A 23,365-nucleotide genomic window follows, 5' to 3' on the forward strand; every position below is an offset into this window, starting at 1 on the left:
GTGTCCGAGGGTGCCCCACCACCCCTGTTCTGCTTTTTTGAGGAGTGACCGTGGCCATCTCGGTCTTCGACCTGTTCTCGATCGGCATCGGCCCGTCCAGCTCCCACACGGTCGGCCCGATGCGCGCGGCGCGCATGTTCGCCCGTCGCCTGCGCAACGAAGGCCTGCTGGACCCGGTGGCCTCCCTGCGGTGCGAGCTGTACGGATCCCTCGGCGCCACCGGCCACGGTCACGGCACCCCGAAGGCGGTCCTGCTCGGCCTGGAGGGCGCCTCGCCCCGCACGGTGGACGTGGAGACGGCGGACGAGCGGGTCGAGCGCATCAGGACCGGGGGCCGTATCTCGCTCCTCGGCGAGCACGAGATCCCCTTCTCGTTCGACGACGACCTGATCCTGCACCGCCGCAAGGCCCTGCCGTACCACGCCAACGGCATGACGATATGGGCGTACGACGCCTCGGGCGCGGAGCTGCTCTCCAAGACGTACTACTCGGTCGGCGGCGGCTTCGTCGTGGACGAGGACGCGGTCGGAGCGGACCGCATCGTGCTGGACGACACGGTCCTGAAGTACCCGTTCCGCACCGGCGACGAACTGCTGCGCCTGACCAAGGACACGGGCCTGTCGATCTCCTCCCTGATGCTGGAGAACGAGCGCGCCTGGCGCACCGAGGAGGAGATCCGGGCGGGCCTGCTGGAGATCTGGCGGGTGATGCGCGAGTGCGTGCAGCGCGGCATGTCCCGTGAGGGCATCCTGCCCGGCGGTCTGAAGGTCCGCCGCCGCGCCGCCGTCTCGGCCCGCCAACTGCGTGCCGAGGGCGACGCGTTGGCGCACGCGATGGAGTGGATCACGCTCTATGCGATGGCGGTGAACGAGGAGAACGCGGCGGGCGGCCGCGTGGTGACGGCCCCCACGAACGGCGCGGCCGGCATCATTCCGGCGGTCCTGCACTACTACATCAACTTCGTCCCCGGCGCGGACGAGGACGGCGTCGTCCGCTTCCTTCTGGCCGCCGGCGCGATCGGCATGCTCTTCAAGGAGAACGCCTCCATCTCCGGCGCCGAGGTCGGCTGCCAGGGCGAGGTCGGCTCCGCCTGCTCCATGGCGGCGGGCGCCCTCGCCGAGGTCCTCGGCGGCTCCCCCGAGCAGGTGGAGAACGCCGCCGAGATCGGCATGGAGCACAACCTCGGCCTGACCTGCGACCCGGTCGGCGGCCTGGTCCAGATCCCGTGCATCGAACGCAACGGCATGGCCGCGGTGAAGGCGGTCACCGCCGCCAAGATGGCCATGCGCGGCGACGGCTCCCACAAGGTGTCCCTGGACAAGGTCATCAAGACCATGAAGGACACCGGCGCGGACATGTCCGTGAAGTACAAGGAGACGGCCCGGGGCGGGCTGGCGGTGAACATCATCGAGTGCTAGGCGACGGGCCGGCGGTGCCGGGGGACGGTGCGGTTGCGCCTGCAGCCGGCCAGACCCCCGGCGAGACGGACCCGCTGTGCCGAGCGTCGTGCAATGGGGGGTCCGTCAGGTCCGGGCCAGCAGCAGGTCCTCCCCGGTCGACGGGCGCAGGCCGTCGGTGCGGTCGGCGAAGTAGCGCTCGGCGTGCGAGGCGCCGGAGACGTGCCGGACGTCCGTGAAACCGGCCTCCCGGGCCAGGTCCAGCATCTCGCGCGGGGTGTAGAAGCTGAGGAACGGGGTGCCGGACGCCCGGGCGCCCGCCTCGCTCGCCCTGAGGCCGGCGCGGTCGCGCTCGTCCACGAGCTCTTCCGGCAGCAGGAAGGTCATGGCGAGGGTCGTACCGGGTGCCAGCCCGGCGATCCGGCGCAGGGTGGCGGCGGTGGCCTCCTTGGTGAGGTACATGGTGACGCCGGTGGAGGCGATGACCGACGGGCGACCCGGGTCGAAGCCCGCCGCGGTGAGGTGCGCCGGCCAGGAGCCGCCGCTCGCCTCGAAGTCCACCGGCACCAGGTGCAGGCGGTCCGGGACGGCGAGACCCAGTTCGGCCAGACGGCGGCGCTTCCAGGCCTGCGGGCCCGGCTGGTCGATCTCGAAGATGCGCAGGCGGGAGGCGGCCTCCGGGGCGCGCTGGGCGAAGGTGTCCAGGCCGGCGCCCAGGATGACGTACTGGTCGACGCCGCGGCCGGCCTGCTCGGCGACCAGGTCCTCGATGAAACGGGCGCGGGCCACCATGGCCGCGCGGAACGCCCTGGTGGCGCTCGGGTCCATGTCCGGGCGACTGCGCCAGTTCGGGCCGGGGTCGGCGAGGCGCAGGCCGATCTCGTCCTCGAACACGTGCGGCGGCGGGTCGGTCCGGACATGCATCGCCCGCCACAGGGCGCACCGCACCGCGGTGTTGTCCGGCGCCTCGGTCCGCCCGCCGCTCACGGCTGGTCCTTCCGGGGGGCCTGGAGACTCCACAGCCGGCCGTCGGGGTCGCGGACCGTCATCATCCGCGTCCCGAAGTGGGTGTCCTCGAACGGTGTGACCACCTCGACGTCGGGGTCGGCGCGGAACGCGTCCGCGTCCGGCACCTTCAGCACGATCTGCGTCTGCGGCTCCCGGTCCTCGGGGATCTCGGCGATGAAGACGGAGGGGCCTTCGCCGTTGCGGAACTGGCCGGAGTTGTGGTCGGTCTCGAACTCCAGGTCGTAGCCCAGGGCTTGGAAGAACCTGGCCGCCCTGCCCCAGTTGTGGGTCTCCAGGAACACGGCTTCGATGCCTTCGGTCGCCATCTCAGGTCTCCTTCTCGGTCGGGGGCTGTTCCTGCCGTCGGGCGTCGTCGAGGTAGGCGCGCAGCGCGTCTGCGACCAGCGCCGACAAGGACATGCCCGACTCGATGGCGCGGTACTTGACCTGCTTGATCAGTCCGATCGGCAGGTACACGTTGAACTGCTTGACTTCCTCATCACCCACGATCCCGAGGCTAGCATGCTAGCAATCTAGCCGCCAGGGTGACGCATCGCTCCCTGCCCGGAAGCGGCTGATGTTCCTTCAGGGGCTACCGCGCAGTAATCACTCACTCATACGCTGCCGCCAACTCGACAAACGCGAAGGGGAGTTGGCAATGGGCGCAGTGAGACGGGTCGCGGCACTCGCGGGGGCGGCGGCGCTGCTGGTGGTGGGACCGGGCAACGCCCGCGCGGCGGCGCCGAAGTTCTCCGAGACGACGGCCATCGGCACGCACAACGCCTACGACAAGGCCAAGTACACCTACTTCGCCCAGGCCTTGGACTCCGGCGCCTCGCTGCTGGAGCTGGACGTGTACGTGGACACCCTCAGCCACCGCTGGCGGGTCAGCCACAGCAACCCGCTCGGCAACAACAACAACTGCGAGGCCGCCAAGGCCCCCGGCGAGCTCTACAGCAAGAGCCGCAACCAGGACCTGGGCAGCTGCCTGGACAACATGGCCGCCTGGAACCAGCTCCACCCCGACCACCCGCCGATCGTCATCAAGGTCGAGATGAAGGTCGGCTTCAACAACAACGCCGGCATGGGACCGGACGAGTTCGACACGCTCGTCTCCCAGAAGCTCGGCAGCAGCGTCTACAAGCCGGCCGACCTGCTCGGCGGGACGTACCCCTCCCTCGACGCGGCCGCCAAGGCGAACGCCTGGCCCTCCCGCGACTCACTCAAGGGCAAGTTCCTCTTCGAACTGATCCCGGGCACGGTGGAGCAGTCCAACCCGTTCGACCACTACTGGACGGACCAGGAGTACGGCGACCATCTGCACGAGCTGTACGCGGCCGGGCAGATCGGCCGGGCGCAGGCGTTCCCCGCGGTGCTGGGCGCCGAGAACGGGGACCCGCGCGTCAGCCGCTACGACGCCTCGATCCGGCCCTGGTTCGTGTTCTTCGACGGTGACGCGGCCACGTACGTCAACAAGGGCTACAGCACCTCGTTCTACTCCACGAACCATTACGTCTCGATCATGACCGACGCCGCCGGCGTCTCACCGGCCATCTCCTCCACCAACCCGACGGACGCCGAAGTCGCCGCCCGGCTGGCCCTGTTGGCCAAGAACCACGCGAGCCTCATCACCTCCGACTGGTCGGCGAAGCCGGCGTCGGTGCTGAGTTCGACGACGCCCAGGAGCTGACGGCAGGCCGACGACGGCCGGAGCCGACGACGACTCGGAGCTGAGGATTCCGCCGACGCCGGGGCGGGCACAACTCCTCCATGCTCCACGGCATCGACGTCAGCGCGTTCCAGTCCTCCGCGTACGACACGGACGGTCTCTCCTTCGTCTTCATCAAGGCGACGGAGGGCCGTTCGTACGTCAATCCCCGGCTCGCCGCCCAGACCAAGAGGGCCCGCGACGCCGGACTGGTCGTCGGCTTCTACCACTTCCTCTGGCCCGGCAGTCTCACGGCCCAGGCCGAGTACTTCGTCCGGCACGCCCCCGACCGCGCCGGCGACATCCTCGCGGTCGACTGGGAGACCACGGGCGAGGGCACGCATGCGAGCAACGCGGAGAAGGACCACTTCATCCGCACACTGAAGGGATTACGGCCGCACAACCGGGTCGTGCTCTACTGCAATCGCGACTTCTGGCTGAACATCGACACCACCTCCTACGCGGGCGACGGCCTCTGGATCGCCGACTACGTCACCGCCGGTCATCCCCGCATCAAGGCGAAGTGGCGGTTCCACCAGTACACCAGCGAGCCGCACGACAAGGACGTGGCCGGCTTCGCCAGCAAGGCCGCACTGAAGGAGTGGGCCACGCCCTAGGGGGTGCGCTCAGCCCCGGAAGTCCGCCGGACGTTCCGGGGAGGCTTCCGCCAGGGCCTTCTTCACCCCCTCCACGCCTGCCCGGAGGCCGTAGACGGGAGTGCCCGGCTGTTGGCGCCAGGAGTCGTCGAGGGGGCCTGCGTCGACCGTGTCGAAGCCGAGTTCGTCGATGAGGGCGCGGACGGTTCGCTTGGCCTGCTCGTCGTCGCCGGCGACCGGGAGGGCGATGCGCTCGGGGTCGCCCGCGGGACGGGGGCGGTCCAGGATGTCCTGGGCGTAGGTGCCGTTGAAGGCCTTGATCACCGGGTGGCCCAGGTGGCGTTCGGTCCAGCGGCTCTCGGTCAGTCCCTCGTCCTCGATGGCCGCGATACGACCGTCACGCTGCTGCGGGTAGTAGTTGCCGGTGTCGATCACCGCCACGCCCTCGGCGGCACCGTCCAGCAGGCCGGAGGGCAGATCCGGGACCGCCTTGAGGGGCACGGTGACGACCACGACCTGGGCCCCCTGGGCCGCGTCCTCGGCCCGGACCGCGGTCGCACCGGTCTCCGCGGCCAGTTCCTCGAGCGTCTCGGGGCCGCGGGAGTTGGCCACGGAGACCTCGTGCCCGAGGGCGGTGAGCCGCCGGGTGAGGTTGCCGCCGATGTTCCCCGCACCGATGATGCCGATCTTCATGCCAGACCCTCCAGGTTCCATGCGCGTGCATGCGTCTGTCGGGCGACAACCCTGTCGGTGCGGGAGGTATTCCGGCGATCGCTCAGGCCGCTCCTTCCCTCCCCCGCAACAGCCCCAGCGTCCCCTCCAGCTCCTCCAGCAAGACCGCCGCCGCCTCCTCCGCGTCGCCCTGCGCGATGGCCTCGACGAGGGCCGCGTGGGTGCCGTCGCCGGTGTTGCGGTCGTGCCGGCGCAGACGGGTGAGGTGCAGCAGGGTCACCAGGCCCTGGCGCAGCACCGGGGCGAACTCGGTGAACAGGTCGGCGAGGACGGGGTTGTGGGCGGCGGCCACCACGGCCGTGTGCAGGGCGATGTCGGCGTCCACGAAGGCCGCGTCGTCACCGGCGGACGCCGCCCGGCGCGCCTCCAGTGCGGCGCGCAGCGCGCTGACGTCCTCGGGGGTGCGGCGGCGCGCGGCGAGGCGGGCGGCCTGCACCTCGACGCCCATGCGGACCTCGTAGACGTCCGTGACCGCGGCCCGGCCGAGCCTCGTGGGCCAGTCCTCGACGGGCTCGGTGGCGATGACGAAGACGCCGGCGCCGTGCCGGGGCCGTACCAGCCCGGCGCCGGCGAGTGCGCGCAGCGCCTCACGCACCGTGGAGCGGCCGACGCCGAGTTCCCCGGCGAGGGTGGTCTCGCCGGGCAGCTTGCTGCCGACCGGCCAGTGGCCTGCGGCGATCTGCTGCCGGAGGCGCTGCGCGGCCTGTTCGACCAGCGGGCTGGGGCGGAGCGGGCCGAGCGGCATCGGGTCACCAACTTGTCGGAGGGGGGAAACGGACTTCGGGCAATTCTCACTTGTCTGAGGAGCTGAGCTCTCGCTAGCGTACCCGGCATGACGCTGCGCGGTCTGCTTCTCCTCGGCTGCCGCGGCGGGGTTTGACGCGACCGGCGCCCCGCCGCGGGGCCCCGTGCTGCCGGTCACCGTCCGACCGAGCCCGAAGGCAGCAGACGATGACCACACTCTCCGAAGCCCCGGCCTGGAACCCGCAGCGGTCCAGCCCGATGCCGTACCACCGTTACCGCCCCTTCCAGCACCGGGTGAATGTGCCCGTCACCGACCGGGCCTGGCCCGCCGCCCGGATCGAGCGGGCCCCCCTCTGGGTGCCGGTCGACCTGCGCGACGGCAACCAGGCGCTGGCCGAGCCGATGGACACGCCCCGCAAGCGCCGCTTCTTCGACCTGCTGGTGGCACTGGGCTTCAAGGAGATCGAGGTCGGCTACCCGTCCGCGAGCCGTATGGACTTCGACTTCGTACGGCACCTGGTGGACACCGGCGCCGTACCGGACGACGTGACGCCGGTCGTCTTCACGCCCGCCCGCGCCGACCTGATCGACCGGACCTTCGAGGCGATCGAGGGGCTGCCGAGGGCGGTCGTCCACCTGTACATCGCGACCTCGCCGGTGTGGCGGGACGTGGTGCTCGGCCGGAGCCGGGCCGAGGTGTGGCGGACGGTGCGGGAGGCGGCCGAACGCATGGCCCGGCGGGCCGGGGACGCGCCCGGCGTCCGCTTCCAGTTCTCGCCGGAGACCTTCAACCTCACCGAGCCCGACTTCGTCCTCGAACTGTGCGACGGGCTCACCCGGCTGTGGGACGCGAGCCCGGACCGTCCGGTCACGCACAACCTGCCCGCGACCGTGGAGGTCGCCACCCCCAACGTCTACGCCGACCAGATCGAGTACCTGCACCACCACCTCTCCCGCCGCGACTCGGTCATCCTCTCGGTCCACCCGCACAACGACCGCGGCACCGGCGTCGCCTGCGCCGAACTCGCCGTGCTGGCCGGCGCCCAGCGGGTGGAGGGCTGTCTGTTCGGCAACGGCGAGCGCACCGGCAACGTGGACCTGGTGACCCTCGCCCTGAACCTCTTCGCCCAAGGGGTCGATCCGATGGTCGACTTCAGCGACATCGACGCCGTACGGGAGACCGTCGAGCACTGCAACCGGCTGACCGTGCACCCGCGCCACCCGTACGCCGGCGAGCTGGTGCACACGGCCTTCTCCGGCACGCACCAGGACGCGATCAGCAAGGGGCTCGCCCACCATGCCCGGCAGGCGGCGGAGGCGGGGCTGAGCGAACGGGAGGCGCCGTGGGCGGTGCCGTATCTGCCGATAGATCCGGCGGACGTGGGCCGGTCGTACGAGGCGGTGATCCGCGTCAACTCGCAGTCGGGCAAGGGCGGGGTGGCGTATCTGCTGCGCACGCACGCGGGCCTCGACCTGCCTCCGGGCATGCGGCCCGGGTTCTCGCGTACGGTCCAGGAGGCGACGGACGACAGCGGGCGGGAGGCGACGCCGAAGGAGCTGTACGAGCTCTTCCGGGCGGCCTATCTGGGCGAGGGGGAGGTCACGCTCACCGCCTGGTCCACGCACCGGGAGCCGTCCGGTGCGCACCGGTTCGTGTGCACCCTGGTCATCGGCGAGAACCGCGGCGGCGACTACGAGGGCAGCGGGAGCGGCCCGGTGACGGCGTTCGCCGACGCGCTCGCGGGTGCGGGTTACGCGGTGGAGGTGCTCGGCCTCGCGGAGCAGGCGGACGTGGACGGGGAGGTGGTCGCGTACGCCGAGTGCCGGGTCGGGGACACCACCCTGTGGGGCGCGGGCCGGGACGTCTCCGCGCCGGCGGCCCGCGTCCGGGCGGTGCTGTCCGCGGTGAACCGGGCGGCGGCCCGGTGAAGGAGGTCCTGCGCGCCGAGGGCGTCGATCTCGTCCGGGACGGGCGGCCCATCCTCCAGGACGTGTCCCTCACCGTCCGGGCCGGTGAGCACTGGGCGCTGCTCGGCGCGAACGGCGCGGGCAAGTCCACGCTGCTCGGACTGCTCGGTGCGGTCGTGCATCCGACGCGGGGCACGGTGGAGGTGCTCGGACGGCGGCTCGGCCGGGTGGACCTGCGGGAGCTGCGGGCGCATGTGGGGCACGTCGACCCGCGCCATCCACTGGCCTCGCCGCTGACCGTACGGGACGTGGTGCTCACCGGGGTCACGAACTCCGTGGCGCCGGTGCCGAGGTGGCGGCCGTCGCCGGAGCAGCGGGAGCGGGCCGAGGCGCTGCTGGGCACGCTGGGGCTGGCGGCGCTGCGGGAGGCCCGCTGGCCGACGCTCTCGCAGGGTCAGCGCGGCCGGACCCTGATCGCACGGGCGCTGATGCCCGAGCCGCGGCTGCTGCTCCTGGACGAGCCCGCGACCGGTCTCGATCTGCCGGGCCGGGAGCAGCTGATCGAGGCGCTGGAGGAGCTGCGGCTCACCCACCCGGCGCTGGCGACCGTGCTCGTCACCCATCACCTGGAGGAGCTGCCGGCCGGTATCACGCACGCCGTGCTGCTGCGGGACGGCCGGGTCATCGCACAGGGGCGCGCCGAGGAGGTCCTCAGCAGTGACCAGGTCGGCACGTGCTTCGACCTGCCGCTGACGCTGGAGCGGCACGAGGGCCGCTGGAGCGTCAGGATCCGGCGGGCGTGACGAAGGGGGCCCGCCCCGTCCGGGAGGGCCCCCTTGCGCACGTCACTTGTTCAGGTAGGCCCAGAACTCGTCGAAGGACAGGACCTTGTCACCGTTCAGGTCCCGCTGCCTGATGATGGCCTCGGCAACCGTCTCGGTGACGTTCCAGTCGCCCTCCTGGGCCAGGGCGGACTTGAACTCGGCGGCGGTGATGAATCCGTCACCGTCCGCGTCGATCCGCTGGAACTGCTTGCGTGCTTCCTCGATGTCCGCCACCGATCCGCCCCTTTTGGTCGTGTTTCTCATGCCGTGCTGGCGTACTGACGCTGGTCAGATTAACGGCCCGGCCAGGCCTTCAGCGCCGCGACCACCCACCCGTACCCCTCCTGGAACCTCGGGGGCTCCTGCTCGCCCTTGATGACGACCGCCAACTTGTCCGGTCCATCAGTGCCATGGCCGGTAGTACGGATTGCTGACGCAGTCGTCCAGGATCTCGGTCTTCGTCGGCTTGTCGACCGGGCAGGCGCCGACGACGTACTGCCGGGCGATGCCCCCGGGGAAGGCGACCTCGACCTGGTCGGCCCATTTGTGGGTGTCGCCGATGGTCTTGTTGACGTCGATGCCGCCGGGCGCGTCGATGTAGTAGTTGTACTTGGACTTCCAGGTCTTGTAGAGGTCGTGGTCGTACGTCGTGGAGACGTACGGCGAGGGCTGGTTGACGAGGACGTACTGCTCGATGTCGTACTGCCCGTTCACCACGTCCCGCGGGAGGAAGCCCTCTTCGAAGATGATCTCCGGCGCGCGGTTGTCGTTGCGCCACAGGGTGCCGCAGGTGGTGCGCCAGGCGGGCGCCGGCGTGATCCGGTCCAGGTCGACGCGCCGGTCGGCGGCGGCCTTGATCCGGTCGTCGAACTGGGGACAGGCGGGCGCGGCCTTCGCTGAAGCCGCCGCGACGGGGACCGTGGGGGCAGTGGCGGCCGTACCCGCGAAGACGGCGCCGAGGGACAGGACGACGACAAGGAGCCGCCGCCGCAGGCGAGTTGTGATCATGCTCGACACGATCGCGGCTCACCGGCGGCGGACCGTGGATCACCACCCCTTCGGGGGCGTGTCCGGCTGACCGGCGGTCAGCGGAAGATGCCGGTGTGCCCGAGCGAGTAGCGGCCCGGCTGCGGGTAGACGGCGAGACCGTGCGGGCCGCTGCCGACCCTGATGCGGGCCCGTTCCCTGCCGGTGCGGGTGTCGATGGCGTACACCTCGGAGTTGTAGCGGCCGGACAGCCACAGGATCGTGCCGTCGACGGAGACGCCGCCCATGTCGGGGCTGCCGCCGCCGGGCAGGTGCCACTTCTTGGTGAGCCGGTTCCGGGTGAAGTCGAAGACGGAGATGGTGCCCTCGCCGCGGTTGGAGACGTACATCTCACGGGAGTCGCGGCTGACGTAGAGACCGTGGGCACCCTTGCCGGTGTAGAGGAACTCGGGCCGGGTGAACTTGTCGCCGTCGAGGATCCACAGGCCGTTGGCCATCATGTCGGCGATGTAGAACAGCTTGCCGTCCGGGGAGATCTTGACGTCCTGCGGCATCGCTCCGTGGAACGGCAGCTTCTCCTGCTCGATGACCTTCATCCGCGCGGTGTCGACCTTGAGGACCTCGCCGCTGAACTCGCAGGAGACGATGAAGTAGCGCCCGTCCGGGGAGAAGTCGGCGTGGTTGACGCCGTAGCAGCTGACCGGTACGGCCTTGACGGTCTTCATCGTGTGCGCGTCACGGAAGACCAGCTCGCGGTCCATGGAGGCCATGACGACGGCGTATTTGCCGTCGGGCGTGAAGTACAGGTTGTACGGGTCGTGCACGGCGACCGGCTTGCCGGCCCTGCCGGTGCTCGGGTCGATCGGGGTGAGGCTGTTGCCGAGGTCGTTGTTGACCCAGAGGGTCTTCAGGTCCCAGGACGGTACGACGTGCTGGGGCTGGTGGCCGACCGGGATCGTGTCGATGACCTTGTAGGTCTTCGGGTCGATGACGGTGACGGTGTCGGAGTTGGTGTTGGGGACGTACACGCGGGACGGGAAGTCCCTGACGACCGGCGAGAGCCGGCCCGGGCGGTCGGCGGAGTAGAGGTCCTTCGGGTCCTCGACCGGCGGCATTCCGGGAAGCACGTTCACCCGCGGCTGGTTCACCCGGGGCTGGAACGGGGCCTTGCTGCCGATGGCCTCTTTCTCCTGGTGCGAGGAGCCGGAGTCGCACGCGGACAGCAGCGTCAGGGCGGTGAGGGCGGCACCGGCGGCCAGCAGGCGGGCGGCTTTCATGGTTCGCATCAGCTCAGCAGCTCCGTGGTGGTGACCGCGCGCAGGTCGCGGCGGCCGAGTTCGTGGAGGAGGTCGGGCAGGGCGGCGACCGTGTCCGGATACCCGAAGTGCAGGCTCACCACCGACCCGCTGCGTACTTCGGCGAGAACGTTCCGGGTGACAGCGGCGGCGCCGGGGCGGGTGTAGTCGAGCGAGTCGACGTCGTACGACAGCACGTGTGGGTAGCCGACGGCGCGGGCGAGCCGGGCGACCAGCGGGGTGGCGGTCGGCGAGCGGGACGGGCGGAACCAGGTGCCGATGGAACCGGTGAGCCGCTTCAGCCGGTCCGCGCAGTCGGTGATCTCCTTGTGGGCGTCCGTCTCGGCCAGGGCGTTGACGTCGATGTGCCGCTGGGTGTGGTTGCCGAGGTCGTGACCGCCGTCGAGGATCCGGCGGGCGACGTCGGGGTGTTCGTCCAGCCAGGTGCCGACGGCGAGCACGGTGAGTCGGGCGCCGTACCGCTCGGCCGTGGTGAGCAGGGAGTGGGCGATGCCGGGGTCGCCCTGGCCGTGGAAGGTGAGGGCGACCTTGGGGCGGGTGCGCGGGCCGTGGCTGATCTGGGCGGGCTGCCCCGGGTAGGCGCGCGGGGCGGGGGCGGCCCTGCCACTGGCCGCGGGTCGGCCGGTGGAGGACGGGGGCGGGGAGGCGGCGGTCGGGGCGGGGGACGGGGCGGACCGGCCCGCACCGCAACCGGCGGCGAGCGCGCCGCCGGCGACGAGCCCGGCGCCCGCGCGCAGCACCTCGCGTCGGTTGGTGGTGGTCACCCGCACCATTTAAGGGGCGAGAGGTAAGAAAACCTCCGATTGGCCCGAAAGAGGGACGATTTCGGGTCGTCGTCGCCTCAACGGTGCTATCGACAGGCGCACTCCGTCTGCGCTATCGGTCGGCGACCCTCATCTCGAACCACGTCGTCTTGCCCCGCGGCAGCAGGTCCACGCCCCAGCGGTCCGACAGCTTGTCCACGAGGAACAGTCCGCGGCCGCTGACGTCCAGCTCCTGGACCGGCATCAGACAGGGCAGGCCGCGTGAGGGGTCGCGGACCTCGACGCGGATCCAGCCGGTACGGCGTCGCATCCGCAGGCCGAACACCCGGGCCCCGGTGTGCCGTACCGCGTTGCCGACCAGTTCGGACACGAGTAAGACGGCGTCCTCCGCCAGCTTGGGAGTCAGCCGCCAGGTGCGCAGGACGACGATCTGGGCGAGCCGGCGGGCGGTGGCCGCGGACTCCGGGCGGGACGGCAGCGGTACCTCCGCCTCCGTCGGGTTGCCGAACAGTTCGAGCGCCTTGAGCGCCTGTTCGTCCTCGACCGCGGGCGACCAGCGTGCCGCGGCCGCACGGCTGTGTCCCCGCGGCTGTTCGATGCCCTCCAGCCCCGCCATGCCCCCATCATGGCGGCCCGGAGCCGTCCTGGGGGCCGTTCCGGAGGAATACGCCCCCTGTGCGCCCCCGCTCTCCACTCGTCGAACGGCATATGCCGACGGCATGTTTCTCGCCAGTACGGTCTGGTTGACCTGCGATGACGGCTCACATCCGGGCAATCGACAGGCTCCCTCGACCGAGCAGGCTTAAGGCTGCCTTAAGGCTCCCATAAACCGCCCCATCGAGGGACCCGGACGAGACGAGGCGTCAACGGCAGGACGCCCCGCAGGGGTTGCGGGAAGTTCACACCGCTGACGATCAGGGGTGCTCGGAAGAACCTCCACGCACCTCAGAGGAACTTGGCCTTGCCCGGCCCCTCCTCCACGAAGCTGCGCATGCCGCGCTCGCGGTCCTCGGTGGCGAACAGGCCCGCGAACCAGTTCCGTTCGACGGCGAGGCCGGTGTCGATGTCGGTCTCCAGGCCGGTGTCGACCGACTCCTTCGCCGCGCGCAGGGCGATCGCCGGGCCCTGGGCCAGCTTCGCGGCCCAGGCGTGCGCCTGCTCGTACACCTCGGCGGCCGGGACGACCCGGTCCACCAGGCCGATCGCCAGGGCCTCGTCGGCCTTGACCTGGCGGCCCGTGAAGATGAGGTCCTTGGCCTTGGACGGGCCGACCAGCCGGGGCAGCCGCTGGGTGCCGCCCGCGCCCGGGATCAGGCCGAGCAGGATCTCGGGCTGGCCGAGCTTGGCGTTCTCGGCGGCGATGCGGTAGTCGGCGCACAGAGCCAGTTCGCAGCCGCCGCCGAGGGCGTAGCCGGTGATGGCGGCGACGACGGGCTTGGGGATACGGGCCACGGCCGTGAAGGAGTCCTGCAGGGCGCGGGCGCGCAGGACCATCGCGGTGTGGTCCATGTCCTGCATTTCCTTGATGTCCGCGCCCGCCGCGAACACCCGCTCGCCGCCGTAGATGACCACGGCGCGCACGTCGTCGCGGCGCGTGGCCTCCTCGGCGAGCTCCTTCAGCCGGTCCTGGGTGGCGACGTCCAGCGCGTTCATCGGCGGCCGGTCCAGGCGCAGGGTTCCGACGCCTTCGGCGACTTCGAGAGAGACGGTCATGGAGGCAGGTTAACGGGGATTAACGACAGCGGGCCCGGTGCCGTAGGTCACAGCACCGGGCCCGCTCAGTGAACCGTCACTTCTTCCAGTCCGCCCACGACATGTTCCACCCGTTGAACCCGTTGGCCGGGTCCACCGTGCGGTCGTGGGAGTTCTTCACGATCACCACGTCGCCGATGAGCGAGTGGCTGAACATCCAGGCGGCCGGGACGGAGCCGTCGTAGCCGCCGCGCACGTCGCGCAGGCCGACGCAGCCGTGGCTGGCGTTGTAGTTGCCGAAGGCGTCGCCGCCCCAGTAGTTGCCGTGCAGGAAGGTGCCGGAGGTGGTCAGGCGCATGGCGTGCGGGACGTCCTTGATGTCGTACTCGCCGCCGTAGCCGACGGTCTCGCCGTTCATGCGGGTCACGCTCAGCTTCTCGCTGATGACCATCTGGCCGTTCCAGGTCTCGTAGCCGGGCTTGCCGGTGGTGACCGGGATGGTCTTGATGACCTTGCCGTCCTGGGTGACCTTCATCGTGTGCTTCTTGGCGTCCACGACGGAGACCTGGTTGCGGCCGATGGTGAACTTCACGGTCCTGTGCTGCTTGCCGTAGACGCCGGCGCGGCCCTCGACCCCGTCCAGATCGAGGTCGACGGTGACCTTGGTGCCTTCCTTCCAGTACTTCTCGGGCCGGAAGTCCAGGCGGTCGTTGCCGAACCAGTGGCCCTCGACGTCGACGGCCGGCTCGGTCCTGATCCTGATGGCCTTCTCGACCGCGTCGGGGTGCGTGATGCCCCGGGTGAAGTTGACGGAGAACGGCATGCCGACGCCGACGGTGGAGCCGTCCTCGGGGGTGAAGTTGCCGAGGAAGGTGTTCTTCGGGGTCAGGGTGGTGAAGGAGGAGTCCTCGGCGGCCTCGCGCCCCTCGGAGTCCTTGGCGACCGCGTGCACGGTGTACTTGGTGGAGGCGGCCAGATGGGTCGACGGCGTCCAGGACGCGCCCCCGCCGGTGATGGTGCCGTCGACCGCACGGCCCTTGGCGTCCTTGACGGTGACCTCGGTCAGCTTGCCCTTGGCGACATCGACCTTGAGTGCGCCGCTGGTATCGACGCCGGTGGTACCGGCCTTGGGCGATATGGTGACGGCGGCGGCGGACTGCTGCCCCGCCTGCTGCGAGCCGCCGTTCTTGCCCTTGCCCGAGCCCTCGTCCCCTCCCCCGCCGCACGCGGCGAGGGAGAGCACCAGGGCGCCGGCTATGAGAGCCAGCCCCTTACGGCCTCGCCCCTTACCATCGGTCGTTCGCCTCCCCGGCCCCGCCACCGACGCCCCCGATACAGGCCGCACGTTCAACGCGTTCTCCCCTCGCCGGGCCTGATCAGGCCCGCTCCCCACCACCTTGGTCCGCGCATATTAACCGCCCGGTTTTGAGCGGGGTGTCAGGCGACTGTCACCATTCCGTCGCAACTTCCACCTGTCACCTCCACCCGACCCCGGCCCCTCACCCGGTTACTTCACCGCGCTGCCCGCCTTCCACTCCTTCCAGGGCATGTTCCAGCCGCCGAGGCCGTTGTCGGGAGCGACCGTCCTGTCCTTGCTGTTGACGACTTCGATGACGTCGCCGACGAGGCTGCGGTCGAAGAACCAGCCCGCGGGGGTGTCCGAACTGCCGCCCTTGACGTCCCTCAGGCCCACGCAGCCGTGGCTGATGTTGACGACGCCGGGGGCGTCCGGGTTCCAGTAGTTGCCGTGCAGGAAGGTGCCGGAGTCGGTGAGCCGCATGGCGTGCGGGACGTCGGGGATGTCGTACTCGGCGCCGAGGCCGACCGTGCGGCTGTTCATGCGGGTGACCTCCAGCATGTCCATCACCACCATCTTGCCGTTGTAGGTGGGGTGTTTCGGGGCGCCCGCGGTGATCGGCACGGTGGCGAGCAGCCGGCCGTCCCGGCGTACCGCCATGGTGTGCTCCTCCGCGTCCACCAGGGAGACCTGGCTGCGGCCGACGGTGAAGGAGAAGGTCTTGTCCTGCAGCCCGTAGACACCGGGCGCTCCCTGGACGTCCCTCAGGTTCAGGTCGACGGTGACCTCGGTGCCGGGTTTCCAGTACTGCTCGGGGCGGAAGTCCAGGCGGCTCCTGCCGAACCAGTGCGGGCGGATCTCGACGGCCGGGCGGGCACTGACCCGCACGGCGCGTTCGACGGCGGCGCGGTCGGTGATCTCCCGGCTGAAGGTCAGCGAGACGATCATGCCCGTGCCGACGGTGGCGCGGTTCTCGGGGGTGACGTAGCCGATGAACCGTTCATCCGGGACAAGTGTGGTGAAGGTGGTGTGCCGGGCCGAGCGGCGGCCGCCCGCGTCCCGCGCGATCACGTCGACGGTGTACTTGGCGGCGAGCGCCAGCTGTTCCCGGTCCGGCCGCCAGGTCATGCCGTCCTCGCTGATGCGCCCGGGGACCGGGAAGTCCTGCGCGTCCTGCGACCGTACGACGGTCACCTTCTCCAGGCGCCCGGCGGGCACCCGCACCCGCAACCGCTGGTCGGGGCGGACGGCCCTGCTGTCGTCGTCGGGGGTGACGTGGATGACGTCCTGGGGTGCCGGGGGTTTGCCGAGCGCTCCGCCCATCCCGAGCGGGCCGGAGCCTCCGAAAGAGCAGCCTGCCAGCAATGCCGCCGATGTCACCACGGCGGCCAGCGCGACCCACGCGCGCCGCGCGCGTCCTTGTACGTGCCTCACGCGGGACTCAACGACCGGGCACGCTCCGGGGAAACGTGAGTGCGACCCATGCACTGGGCAGAACAGAGGGAAGGACGACACGCTGGGGAGCCGCCGCGCCCGCGCCGGAGGGGGCGCCTTCTTGGATCAGACCGCTGAAAGGGACGGAAAGCGCGATCCAGAGGGCGCCCCCTGCCGTCGGGGCGCAGCCGTACCGGCCGGCCGAGGGTGCCACGGGGCGCGCTCGGCTCTTCGGCACGGCCGACTGCGCCGCCCCGGGGGCGAGCCACTGAAAGAGGGGCCGACAGGTGACGAGCGCAGCCGAGCAGCGGGCACCGGCCGGGGAGCCGGCCGCCGGGACCGGGCAGCAGCCGGCCGTGGTGAACGGCGCACGGCGCGCCGCGGTGCCGGCCCCGGTGGTGTGGCCGGGCGCCCCGACACCGCTGGGCGCCCGGTTCCGGGTCGGCCCGGACGGCGTCGCGGGCACCAACTTCGCGCTGTGGGCGGGCGGGGCCGAGGCGGTCCGGGTCTGCCTGTTCGACGAGCGGGGCCGGGAGACCCAGATCCCGCTGACCGAACTGACGCACGAGATCTGGCACGGCTTCGTCCCGGGCGTGATGCCGGGTCAGCGCTACGGGTACCGGGTGGACGGCCGCTGGGACCCGTGGACCGGCGCCCGCTGGAACCCGGCCAAGCTGCTGCTGGACCCCTACGCGCGCGCGGTGGACGGCGAGTTCCGGCTGCCGCCGGAGGTGTACGGGCACGTCCGGGACTGGCCCGAGCAGCATGTCGCCGACACCGTGCGCGACGACCGGGACTCGGCGCCGCACGTCCCGAAGGGAGTCGTCGTCGACGATGACGACGACTGGGAGGACGACCGCCGGCCGAAGACCCCGTGGGCCGACTCCGTCATCTACGAACTGCACGTGCGCGGCTTCACCAGGCTGCACCCGGGCGTCCCGGAGGACCTGCGCGGCACCTACGCCGGCCTGGCGCACCCGGCGGCGATCGAGCACCTGGTGGCGCTGGGCGTGACGGCCGTCGAACTGCTCCCGGTGCACCAGTTCGCGCACGAGGACCATCTGCTGCGCCGGGGCCTGCGCAACTACTGGGGCTACAACTCCATCGGCTACTTCGCCCCGCACGCCGCCTACGCGGCCTCCGGTACGACGGGACAGCAGGTCGGCGAGTTCAAGCGGATGGTGCGCGCGCTGCACGCGGCCGGCATCGAGGTCATCCTGGACGTGGTCTACAACCACACGGCGGAGGCGGGCGAACTGGGCCCGACCCTGTCCCTGAAGGGCATCGACAACCGCGGCTACTACCGTCTCCAGGGCGACGCCCGCCGGTACGCCGACTACACCGGCTGCGGCAACACCCTGCACGTGGTCCAGCCCCAGGTGCTGCGCCTGATCACCGACTCGCTGCGCTACTGGGTGACCGAGATGGGCGTGGACGGCTTCCGCTTCGACCTCGCGGCGGCGCTGGCCCGCTCGATGCACGACGTCGACATGCTCTCCCCGTTCCTGGCCGTCATCGCCCAGGACCCGGTGCTGCGCCGGGTGAAGCTGATCGCCGAACCGTGGGACATCGGCTCGGGCGGCTACCAGGTGGGTGCCTTCCCTCCCCTGTGGACCGAGTGGAACGACCGCTACCGGGGCGCCGTCCGGGACTTCTGGCGGCACGCGCTGCCGGACGTCCGCGAGATGGGCTACCGGCTGTCCGGCTCCAGCGACCTGTACGCCTGGGGCGGCCGGCGCCCGTACGCCTCGGTCAACTTCGTCACCGCGCACGACGGGTTCACGCTGCGCGACCTGGTGTCGTACGAGCGCAAGCACAACGAGGCCAACGGCGAGGGCAACCGCGACGGCGCCGACGACAACCGCTCCTTCAACTGCGGGGCGGAGGGCGAGACGGACGACGAGCGGATCCGCGCCCTGCGCCGCCGTCAGCTGCGCAACCTGCTCACGACTCTGCTGCTGTCCACCGGCGTGCCCATGCTGGTGGCCGGGGACGAACTCGGGCGCACCCAGCGCGGCAACAACAACGCCTACTGCCAGGACAACGAGGTCAGCTGGCTGGACTGGTCCCTGCTGGACGACCCGGCCTGGCGACCCCTGTTCGAGCTGACCTCCCGGCTGATCGCCCTGCGGCACCGGCACCCGGTGCTGCGCCGCCGCGCCTTCTTCTCCGGCCGCGCCCACTCGGCGGACGGGCTGCGCGACCTGGCCTGGTTCACCCCGCGGGGCGCGGAGATGACCGAGGACGACTGGTACGCCCCCGCGGCCACGCTCGGCATGTACCTCTCCGGCCGGGACATCCCGGGCCGGGACGAGCGGGGCGCACCGGTCACGGACGACAGCTTCCTCGCGATCCTGCACGCGGGTGACGGCCCGACGGGCTTCGCCCTGCCGGGGCCGCCGTGGGCCGAGCGGTACGAGGTGGTCGTGGACACCTCCCGGGAGGACCAGTCGCAGGCCCCGGGCACGGTCCACCCGGCGGGTACGGAGATCACGGTACCGGAGCGGACGGTGCTGCTGCTGAGGGTGGCCCGAGGTCGTCCTCAGTGATCATCTGATGGTCCCTCAGCTATGATCATCCGGCGGGGGCAGCTCACCTGTGCCCTGATCGCACAATGCACTCATGGATGATTCCTGAAGGGATTCCGGCTATGAACAAGCTTGCGCGCACATCGATCGCGGCAGGTGCTATATCGGCCGCATTGGTGACGGCGGTCGGGTTCGCGCCGACGGCATCGGCGGCGGGCGGTCACAGTCTGAGAAACGGTTATGGCTATTGCCTGGGGAGCCTCAACGGGTCCGACCGCACGGTCGGATACATGTGGACCTGCAACGGCAACCGTGACCAGACCTGGCAATTCAATTACGTCGGTGAAGACGTCCGCGGGAACTTCTACCAGATCATCAACGGCAACGGCCAATGCCTGGGCAGCTACGGGGGCTCGAAGTCGCGGGGCGCAGACGTCTCGGTGTGGGATTGCAACGGGAACCCCGACCAGAAGTGGTACTGGAAGTCGGGCAGCGGAGCCGAGATCATCAACAGGAATTCCAACATGTGCCTTGCCGGGTACGGCAGCTTCGGCAAGGGCACCAATGCGATCCAGTGGAGCTGCAACGGCAACAAGGACCAGAAGTGGCGGTGGGTCTAGCAGACAACCGCCCCGGAGTCACTGCGGGCCCCGGGGAGCCGCAGCGGGTGCCGGTTGCCTCCAGGGCGGCGGGCATGCGGCCCGTCGCCCACCCACCACAGCCCGCGTGAACTCCCGTTGAACCCGCGGTCCCCGGATCGGTTCAGGCCAGGCTGTCCCGCCACGCCTTGTGGAGGTCCGCGAACCGGCCGGTCCCCTCGATGAGTTCGCCGGGACGGCCGTCCTCGACGATCCGGCCGTGCTCCATCACCAGCACCCGGTCCGCGATCTCCACCGTGGACAGCCGGTGCGCGATCACCACCGCCGTACGGCCGCGCAGCACCGTCGACATGGCCCGCTGCACGGCCCGCTCGCCCGGGACGTCCAGGGAGCTGGTCGCCTCGTCCAGGATCAGCACCGCCGGGTCGGCGAGCAACGCGCGGGCGAAGGCGACCAGTTGGCGCTGCCCAGCGGAGATGCGCCCGCCGCGCTTGCGCACGTCCGTGTCGTAGCCGTCGGGCAGTGCGCTGATGAACTCGTGCGCGCCGATCGCCTTCGCCGCCCGCTCGATGTCCTCGCGGGTGGCGTCGGGCCGGCCGATGGCGATGTTGTCCGCAACCGTGCCGGAGAACAGGAACGCCTCCTGGGTCACCATGACCACCCCGCGCCGCAGCTCCGGCACGGGCAGCTCGCGCAGATCCACCCCGTCCAGCAGCACCCGGCCCTCGGAGGGGTCGTAGAAGCGGGCGAGGAGCTTGGCGAGCGTGGACTTGCCGGCGCCCGTGGAGCCGACCACGGCGACCGTCTGCCCGGCCGGCAGGGTCAGATCGAAGCGGGGCAGGACCTCGCCACCCGTGCGGTAGGCGAAGCGGACGCCGTCGAAGACGACCTCACGGCCCGGGTAGTCGCGCTTGAGCGCCGGGAGTTCACGCGGCTTCGCCGGCTCCGGCACGGACGGGGTCTGGGCCAGCAGTCCGGCGATCTTCTCCAGGGACGCGGCGGCCGACTGGTAGGAGTTCAGGAACATCCCCAGCCGGTCGATCGGGTCGTACAGCCTGCGCAGATAAAGGACGGAGGCCGCCAGCACGCCCAGTTCCAGCGAGCCGGACGCCACCCGGTAGGCGCCCCACAGCACGATCCCCGCGACCGCCGTGTTGGCCACCAGCCGCGAGCCGACCACATAGCGGGCCATCTCCAGCAGGGCGTCCCCGTTGGTCCGCTCGTGCCGCCGGTTGAGTACGGCGAACTCGGCGTCGTTCGCGGCCTCCCGGCGGAAGGCGCGCACCGGGCGGATGCCGTTCATCGTCTCCACGAACTTGACGATCACCGCCGCGATCGCCGTCGACCGCGCCCGGTAGACCCGTCCCGCCCGCCGCTGGTAGAGCCGGACGAGCAGGTACAGCGGCACGAAGGAGGCCACCGCGACCGCGCCCAGACCCGGGTCCAGCCACAGCAGCATCGCCGAGATGTAGACGAAGGACAGCACGACGGTCACCAGCTCCTGCAGCCCCTCGTCGAGGAGTTCGCGCAGCGACTCGACATCCGTCGTGGAGCGGGAGATCAGCCGGCCCGACGTGTAGCGCTCGTGGAAGTCGATGCTCAGCGCCTGCGCGTGCCGGAAGATCCGGCCCCGCAGATCGAGCAGCACGTCCTGGCTGACCCGGGCGGAGGCCTCGACGAACGCGAACTGCAGCGCGCCCGAGAGCAGCGCGCACAGCAGATAGCCGACGGCCACCGCGATCAGCGGGCCGTGGCGGTGGTCCCGGAACGCCGGTACGGCGTTGTCGATGGCGTACGCCACCAGCAGCGGGCCCGCCTGCACCACCGCCTGCTGCACCAGCAGCAGGAGGGTGGTGAGGGCGGCCCTGCCCTTCATGGGCGCGAGCAGGGAGCGCAGCAGGGCGGCCGTGGCGCCGGGCGGGGCGGGCAGCACGTCCCGGTCGAAGACGTCGCCGTCACCGCCGCTGTTCTCCCGGTGCGGGCCGGGGAGTTCGTCGTCCTCGGCGGTGGGGGTGGAGGCGGTCGTGGTGGTCAACGGGGGTCCTCCTCGTGCCCGGACATCAGGTGCGCGTACTCGGCGTTGGTGCGCAGCAGTTCCTGGTGGGTGCCGACGGCGGCGATCCGGCCGTCCGAGAGCAGGGCGACCCGGTCGGCGAGCAGCACCGTGGACGGGCGGTGGGCCACGATCAGCGCGGTGGTGTCGGCGAGGACCTGCCGCAGCGCGGCCTCCACGGCCGCCTCCGTGTGCACGTCCAGGGCGGACAGCGGGTCGTCCAGCACCAGGAACTCCGGTCTGCCGACCACGGCGCGGGCCAGCGCAAGGCGTTGGCGCTGGCCGCCGGAGAGGCTGAGGCCCTGCTCGCCCACGCGGGTGTCGGTGCCCTGGGGAAGGGCGTGCGCGAAGTCGGCCTGGGCGACGGCGAGCGCGCGGTCGAGGTCCGGTCCTCCGGCGCCGTCCGGGGCTCCCATCAGTACGTTCTCGCCGACGCTGGTGGAGAACAGCGTGGGTTCCTCGAAGGCGACGGCGACCTTCGCGCGCAGTTCCCCGCGGGGTATCGCGGTGATGTCGACGCCGTTCAGGGTGATGCGGCCGGAGGTGACCTCGTGCAGACGGGGGACGAGGGCGGTGAGGGTGGTCTTCCCACTGCCGGTGGCTCCTACCAGGGCCATGGACTCGCCGGGGCGGATGTGCAGGTCGACGCCGGTGAGAAGGGGCGGGGAGTCGGGGGGTGCGTCGGGGTAGCGGAACTGGACGTTCTCGAAGCGGAGCCCGGTCTCGTGGCCGGCCGGGCGCGGGGCACGACCGCCCTCGCTCACGCCGGCTTCCTGCACCTCGTCCAGCACCTCGAAGTACCGCGCCGTCGCCGTCGCCGCTTCCTGGCTCATCGCCAGCAGGAACCCGATCGAGTCGACCGGCCACCGCAGAGCGAGCGCCGTACTCAGAAAGGCCACCAGCGTGCCCGCCGACAGGTCGCCGTCGGCCACCCGGACCGCGCCCAGCACCAGCGCCGCCCCGATCGCCAGCTCCGGCAGCGTCACGATGACACCCCAGATGGCGGCCAGCAGCCGCGCCTTGCGCAGCTCCGTGCCGCGCAGGGTGACCGACAGCTCGCGGAAGGCCCGCGCCTGGCTGCGGTGCCGGCCGAAGCCCTTGATGATGCGGATGCCGAGCACGCTCTCCTCGACCACCGTCGTCAGGTCACCGACCTGGTCCTGCGCCCGCCGCGCCACCTCGGCGTACCGCCGCTCGAAGACCGCGCAGGTCCACATCACGGGGATCGCGGGACCGAGGACGACCAGGCCCAGCGGCCAGTCCTGCATCAGCATGATCACTACGCCGACGAGGATCGTGACGCCGTTGACCAGCAGGAACGTCAGCGGGAAGGCGAGGAACTGACGCAGCAGCATCAGATCCGTGGTGGCCCGCGACAGCAGCTGGCCGGAGGCCCAGCGGTCGTGGAAGGCGACGGGCAGCCGCTGCAGATGCCGGTAGAGCCCCGCCCGCATCTCCGCCTCGACATGCGACAGCGGACGGGCCACCAGCCAGCGCCGTATGCCGAACAGGACCGCCTCGGCGATGCCGAGGAGGAGCAGCCACAGCGCGCCGAGCCGGACGCCCGCCGGGTCCCGGTCGGCGACCGGCCCGTCCACCATCCACTTCAGGACGAGCGGGATCACCAGCCCGGTGCAGGAGGCGACGATCGCGACGAACGCGGCGGTGAACAGCCGTGCCCGCACAGGGCGGACGTACGGCCACAGACGCAGCAGTGTGCGTACGGCGGAACGGCCTGTCTCGGTGGTTGCACGTGTCGTGGGCATCACCGCGAGCGT

The 23,365-nt window shown here is 71.0% G+C and carries 22 protein-coding genes; 7 read left to right on the top strand and 15 right to left on the bottom strand.

Going from position 1 to position 23,365, the window contains the following annotated elements; genetic code table 11:
- Positions 1-50: 50 nt before the first annotated feature.
- Positions 51-1,418, top strand: a complete 1,368-nt coding sequence (locus ACZ41I_RS25815) for an L-serine ammonia-lyase (protein WP_363214629.1) — start codon at positions 51-53, stop codon at positions 1,416-1,418.
- A gap of 105 nt (positions 1,419-1,523) precedes the next feature.
- On the opposite strand, the gene ACZ41I_RS25820 is transcribed toward ACZ41I_RS25815, so the two are convergent.
- From ACZ41I_RS25820 to ACZ41I_RS25830, 3 genes are read right to left on the bottom strand one after another with little or no spacing between them, the layout of a single operon-like run.
- The gene (locus ACZ41I_RS25820) at positions 1,524-2,384 is read right to left on the bottom strand and encodes a class I SAM-dependent methyltransferase (RefSeq protein WP_468515134.1); all 861 of its coding nucleotides are present in this window, start codon (positions 2,382-2,384) and stop codon (positions 1,524-1,526) included.
- Positions 2,381-2,731 carry a VOC family protein gene (locus ACZ41I_RS25825; protein ID WP_399770548.1) on the bottom strand — a complete coding sequence of 117 codons (351 nt, stop codon included), beginning with the start codon at positions 2,729-2,731 and terminating at the stop codon, positions 2,381-2,383. The genes ACZ41I_RS25820 and ACZ41I_RS25825 overlap by 4 nt, the downstream gene beginning before the upstream one ends.
- A gap of 1 nt (position 2,732) precedes the next feature.
- Complete coding sequence (locus ACZ41I_RS25830) at positions 2,733-2,912, bottom strand: ribbon-helix-helix domain-containing protein (RefSeq protein WP_363214632.1); 180 nt, start codon at positions 2,910-2,912, stop codon at positions 2,733-2,735.
- Positions 2,913-3,063: 151 nt separating this feature from the next.
- Here ACZ41I_RS25830 and ACZ41I_RS25835 point away from each other — a divergent pair, with 151 nt between their 5' ends.
- On the top strand, positions 3,064-4,095 hold the full coding sequence (locus ACZ41I_RS25835) for a phosphatidylinositol-specific phospholipase C domain-containing protein (RefSeq protein ID WP_363214633.1): 1,032 nt from the start codon (positions 3,064-3,066) through the stop codon (positions 4,093-4,095).
- An 80-nt stretch (positions 4,096-4,175) separates the two neighbouring features.
- Positions 4,176-4,730 carry a glycoside hydrolase family 25 protein gene (locus tag ACZ41I_RS25840; RefSeq protein WP_363214634.1) on the top strand — a complete coding sequence of 185 codons (555 nt, stop codon included), beginning with the start codon at positions 4,176-4,178 and terminating at the stop codon, positions 4,728-4,730.
- Between the two features lie 9 nt (positions 4,731-4,739).
- Here the strand turns inward: ACZ41I_RS25840 and ACZ41I_RS25845 are convergent, their stop codons facing one another.
- On the bottom strand, positions 4,740-5,402 hold the full coding sequence (locus ACZ41I_RS25845; RefSeq protein WP_468515135.1) for an NADPH-dependent F420 reductase: 663 nt from the start codon (positions 5,400-5,402) through the stop codon (positions 4,740-4,742).
- An 82-nt stretch (positions 5,403-5,484) separates the two neighbouring features.
- The gene (locus tag ACZ41I_RS25850; protein WP_399776807.1) at positions 5,485-6,186 is read right to left on the bottom strand and encodes a FadR/GntR family transcriptional regulator; all 702 of its coding nucleotides are present in this window, start codon (positions 6,184-6,186) and stop codon (positions 5,485-5,487) included.
- A gap of 206 nt (positions 6,187-6,392) precedes the next feature.
- On the opposite strand from ACZ41I_RS25850, the gene ACZ41I_RS25855 reads away from it, so the two are divergent.
- Both ACZ41I_RS25855 and ACZ41I_RS25860 read left to right on the top strand, forming a co-directional pair.
- A complete protein-coding gene (locus tag ACZ41I_RS25855; protein WP_468515136.1) occupies positions 6,393-8,114 on the top strand; it encodes a 2-isopropylmalate synthase in 1,722 nt (573 codons plus the stop codon).
- Positions 8,111-8,896 (top strand): ABC transporter ATP-binding protein, encoded by a 786-nt coding sequence (locus tag ACZ41I_RS25860; RefSeq protein ID WP_468326379.1) that lies wholly within the window; start codon positions 8,111-8,113, stop codon positions 8,894-8,896. Before ACZ41I_RS25855 ends, ACZ41I_RS25860 begins: the two co-directional genes overlap by 4 nt.
- 42 nt (positions 8,897-8,938) lie before the next feature.
- On the opposite strand, the gene ACZ41I_RS25865 is transcribed toward ACZ41I_RS25860, so the two are convergent.
- The 8 genes from ACZ41I_RS25865 to ACZ41I_RS25900 form a co-directional block, all read right to left on the bottom strand.
- On the bottom strand, positions 8,939-9,151 hold the full coding sequence (locus ACZ41I_RS25865; protein WP_116147008.1) for an EF-hand domain-containing protein: 213 nt from the start codon (positions 9,149-9,151) through the stop codon (positions 8,939-8,941).
- A 168-nt stretch (positions 9,152-9,319) separates the two neighbouring features.
- Complete coding sequence (locus tag ACZ41I_RS25870; protein WP_399776798.1) at positions 9,320-9,925, bottom strand: ADP-ribosyltransferase; 606 nt, start codon at positions 9,923-9,925, stop codon at positions 9,320-9,322.
- Between the two features lie 77 nt (positions 9,926-10,002).
- Positions 10,003-11,190: a YncE family protein gene (locus tag ACZ41I_RS25875; RefSeq protein WP_363214641.1), complete on the bottom strand. Its 1,188-nt coding sequence runs from the start codon at positions 11,188-11,190 to the stop codon at positions 10,003-10,005.
- Entirely contained in the window at positions 11,190-11,993 is an 804-nt protein-coding gene (locus ACZ41I_RS25880; protein WP_468515137.1) for a polysaccharide deacetylase family protein, read from the bottom strand. The genes ACZ41I_RS25875 and ACZ41I_RS25880 overlap by 1 nt, the downstream gene beginning before the upstream one ends.
- 103 nt (positions 11,994-12,096) lie before the next feature.
- Positions 12,097-12,600, bottom strand: a complete 504-nt coding sequence (locus ACZ41I_RS25885; RefSeq protein WP_363214643.1) for an ATP-binding protein — start codon at positions 12,598-12,600, stop codon at positions 12,097-12,099.
- Positions 12,601-12,929: 329 nt separating this feature from the next.
- Positions 12,930-13,697: an enoyl-CoA hydratase/isomerase family protein gene (locus ACZ41I_RS25890; protein ID WP_363214644.1), complete on the bottom strand. Its 768-nt coding sequence runs from the start codon at positions 13,695-13,697 to the stop codon at positions 12,930-12,932.
- Positions 13,698-13,773: 76 nt separating this feature from the next.
- Positions 13,774-15,027 (bottom strand): L,D-transpeptidase, encoded by a 1,254-nt coding sequence (locus tag ACZ41I_RS25895; protein ID WP_468515138.1) that lies wholly within the window; start codon positions 15,025-15,027, stop codon positions 13,774-13,776.
- A 156-nt stretch (positions 15,028-15,183) separates the two neighbouring features.
- Positions 15,184-16,407, bottom strand: a complete 1,224-nt coding sequence (locus tag ACZ41I_RS25900) for a L,D-transpeptidase (RefSeq protein WP_399776792.1) — start codon at positions 16,405-16,407, stop codon at positions 15,184-15,186.
- A gap of 287 nt (positions 16,408-16,694) precedes the next feature.
- Here ACZ41I_RS25900 and glgX point away from each other — a divergent pair, with 287 nt between their 5' ends.
- Together glgX and ACZ41I_RS25910 are read left to right on the top strand one after the other, a co-directional pair.
- Positions 16,695-18,956: a glycogen debranching protein GlgX gene (glgX, locus tag ACZ41I_RS25905; protein WP_399776790.1), complete on the top strand. Its 2,262-nt coding sequence runs from the start codon at positions 16,695-16,697 to the stop codon at positions 18,954-18,956.
- A 101-nt stretch (positions 18,957-19,057) separates the two neighbouring features.
- A complete protein-coding gene (locus ACZ41I_RS25910) occupies positions 19,058-19,555 on the top strand; it encodes an RICIN domain-containing protein (RefSeq protein ID WP_399776787.1) in 498 nt (165 codons plus the stop codon).
- Positions 19,556-19,697: 142 nt separating this feature from the next.
- Here the strand turns inward: ACZ41I_RS25910 and ACZ41I_RS25915 are convergent, their stop codons facing one another.
- On the bottom strand, positions 19,698-21,569 hold the full coding sequence (locus ACZ41I_RS25915) for an ABC transporter ATP-binding protein (protein ID WP_468515139.1): 1,872 nt from the start codon (positions 21,567-21,569) through the stop codon (positions 19,698-19,700).
- A complete protein-coding gene (locus ACZ41I_RS25920) occupies positions 21,566-23,353 on the bottom strand; it encodes an ABC transporter ATP-binding protein (protein ID WP_468515140.1) in 1,788 nt (595 codons plus the stop codon). The genes ACZ41I_RS25915 and ACZ41I_RS25920 overlap by 4 nt, the downstream gene beginning before the upstream one ends.
- Positions 23,354-23,365 lie beyond the last annotated feature (12 nt).

Source organism: Streptomyces sp. NPDC030799, assembly GCF_055572255.1.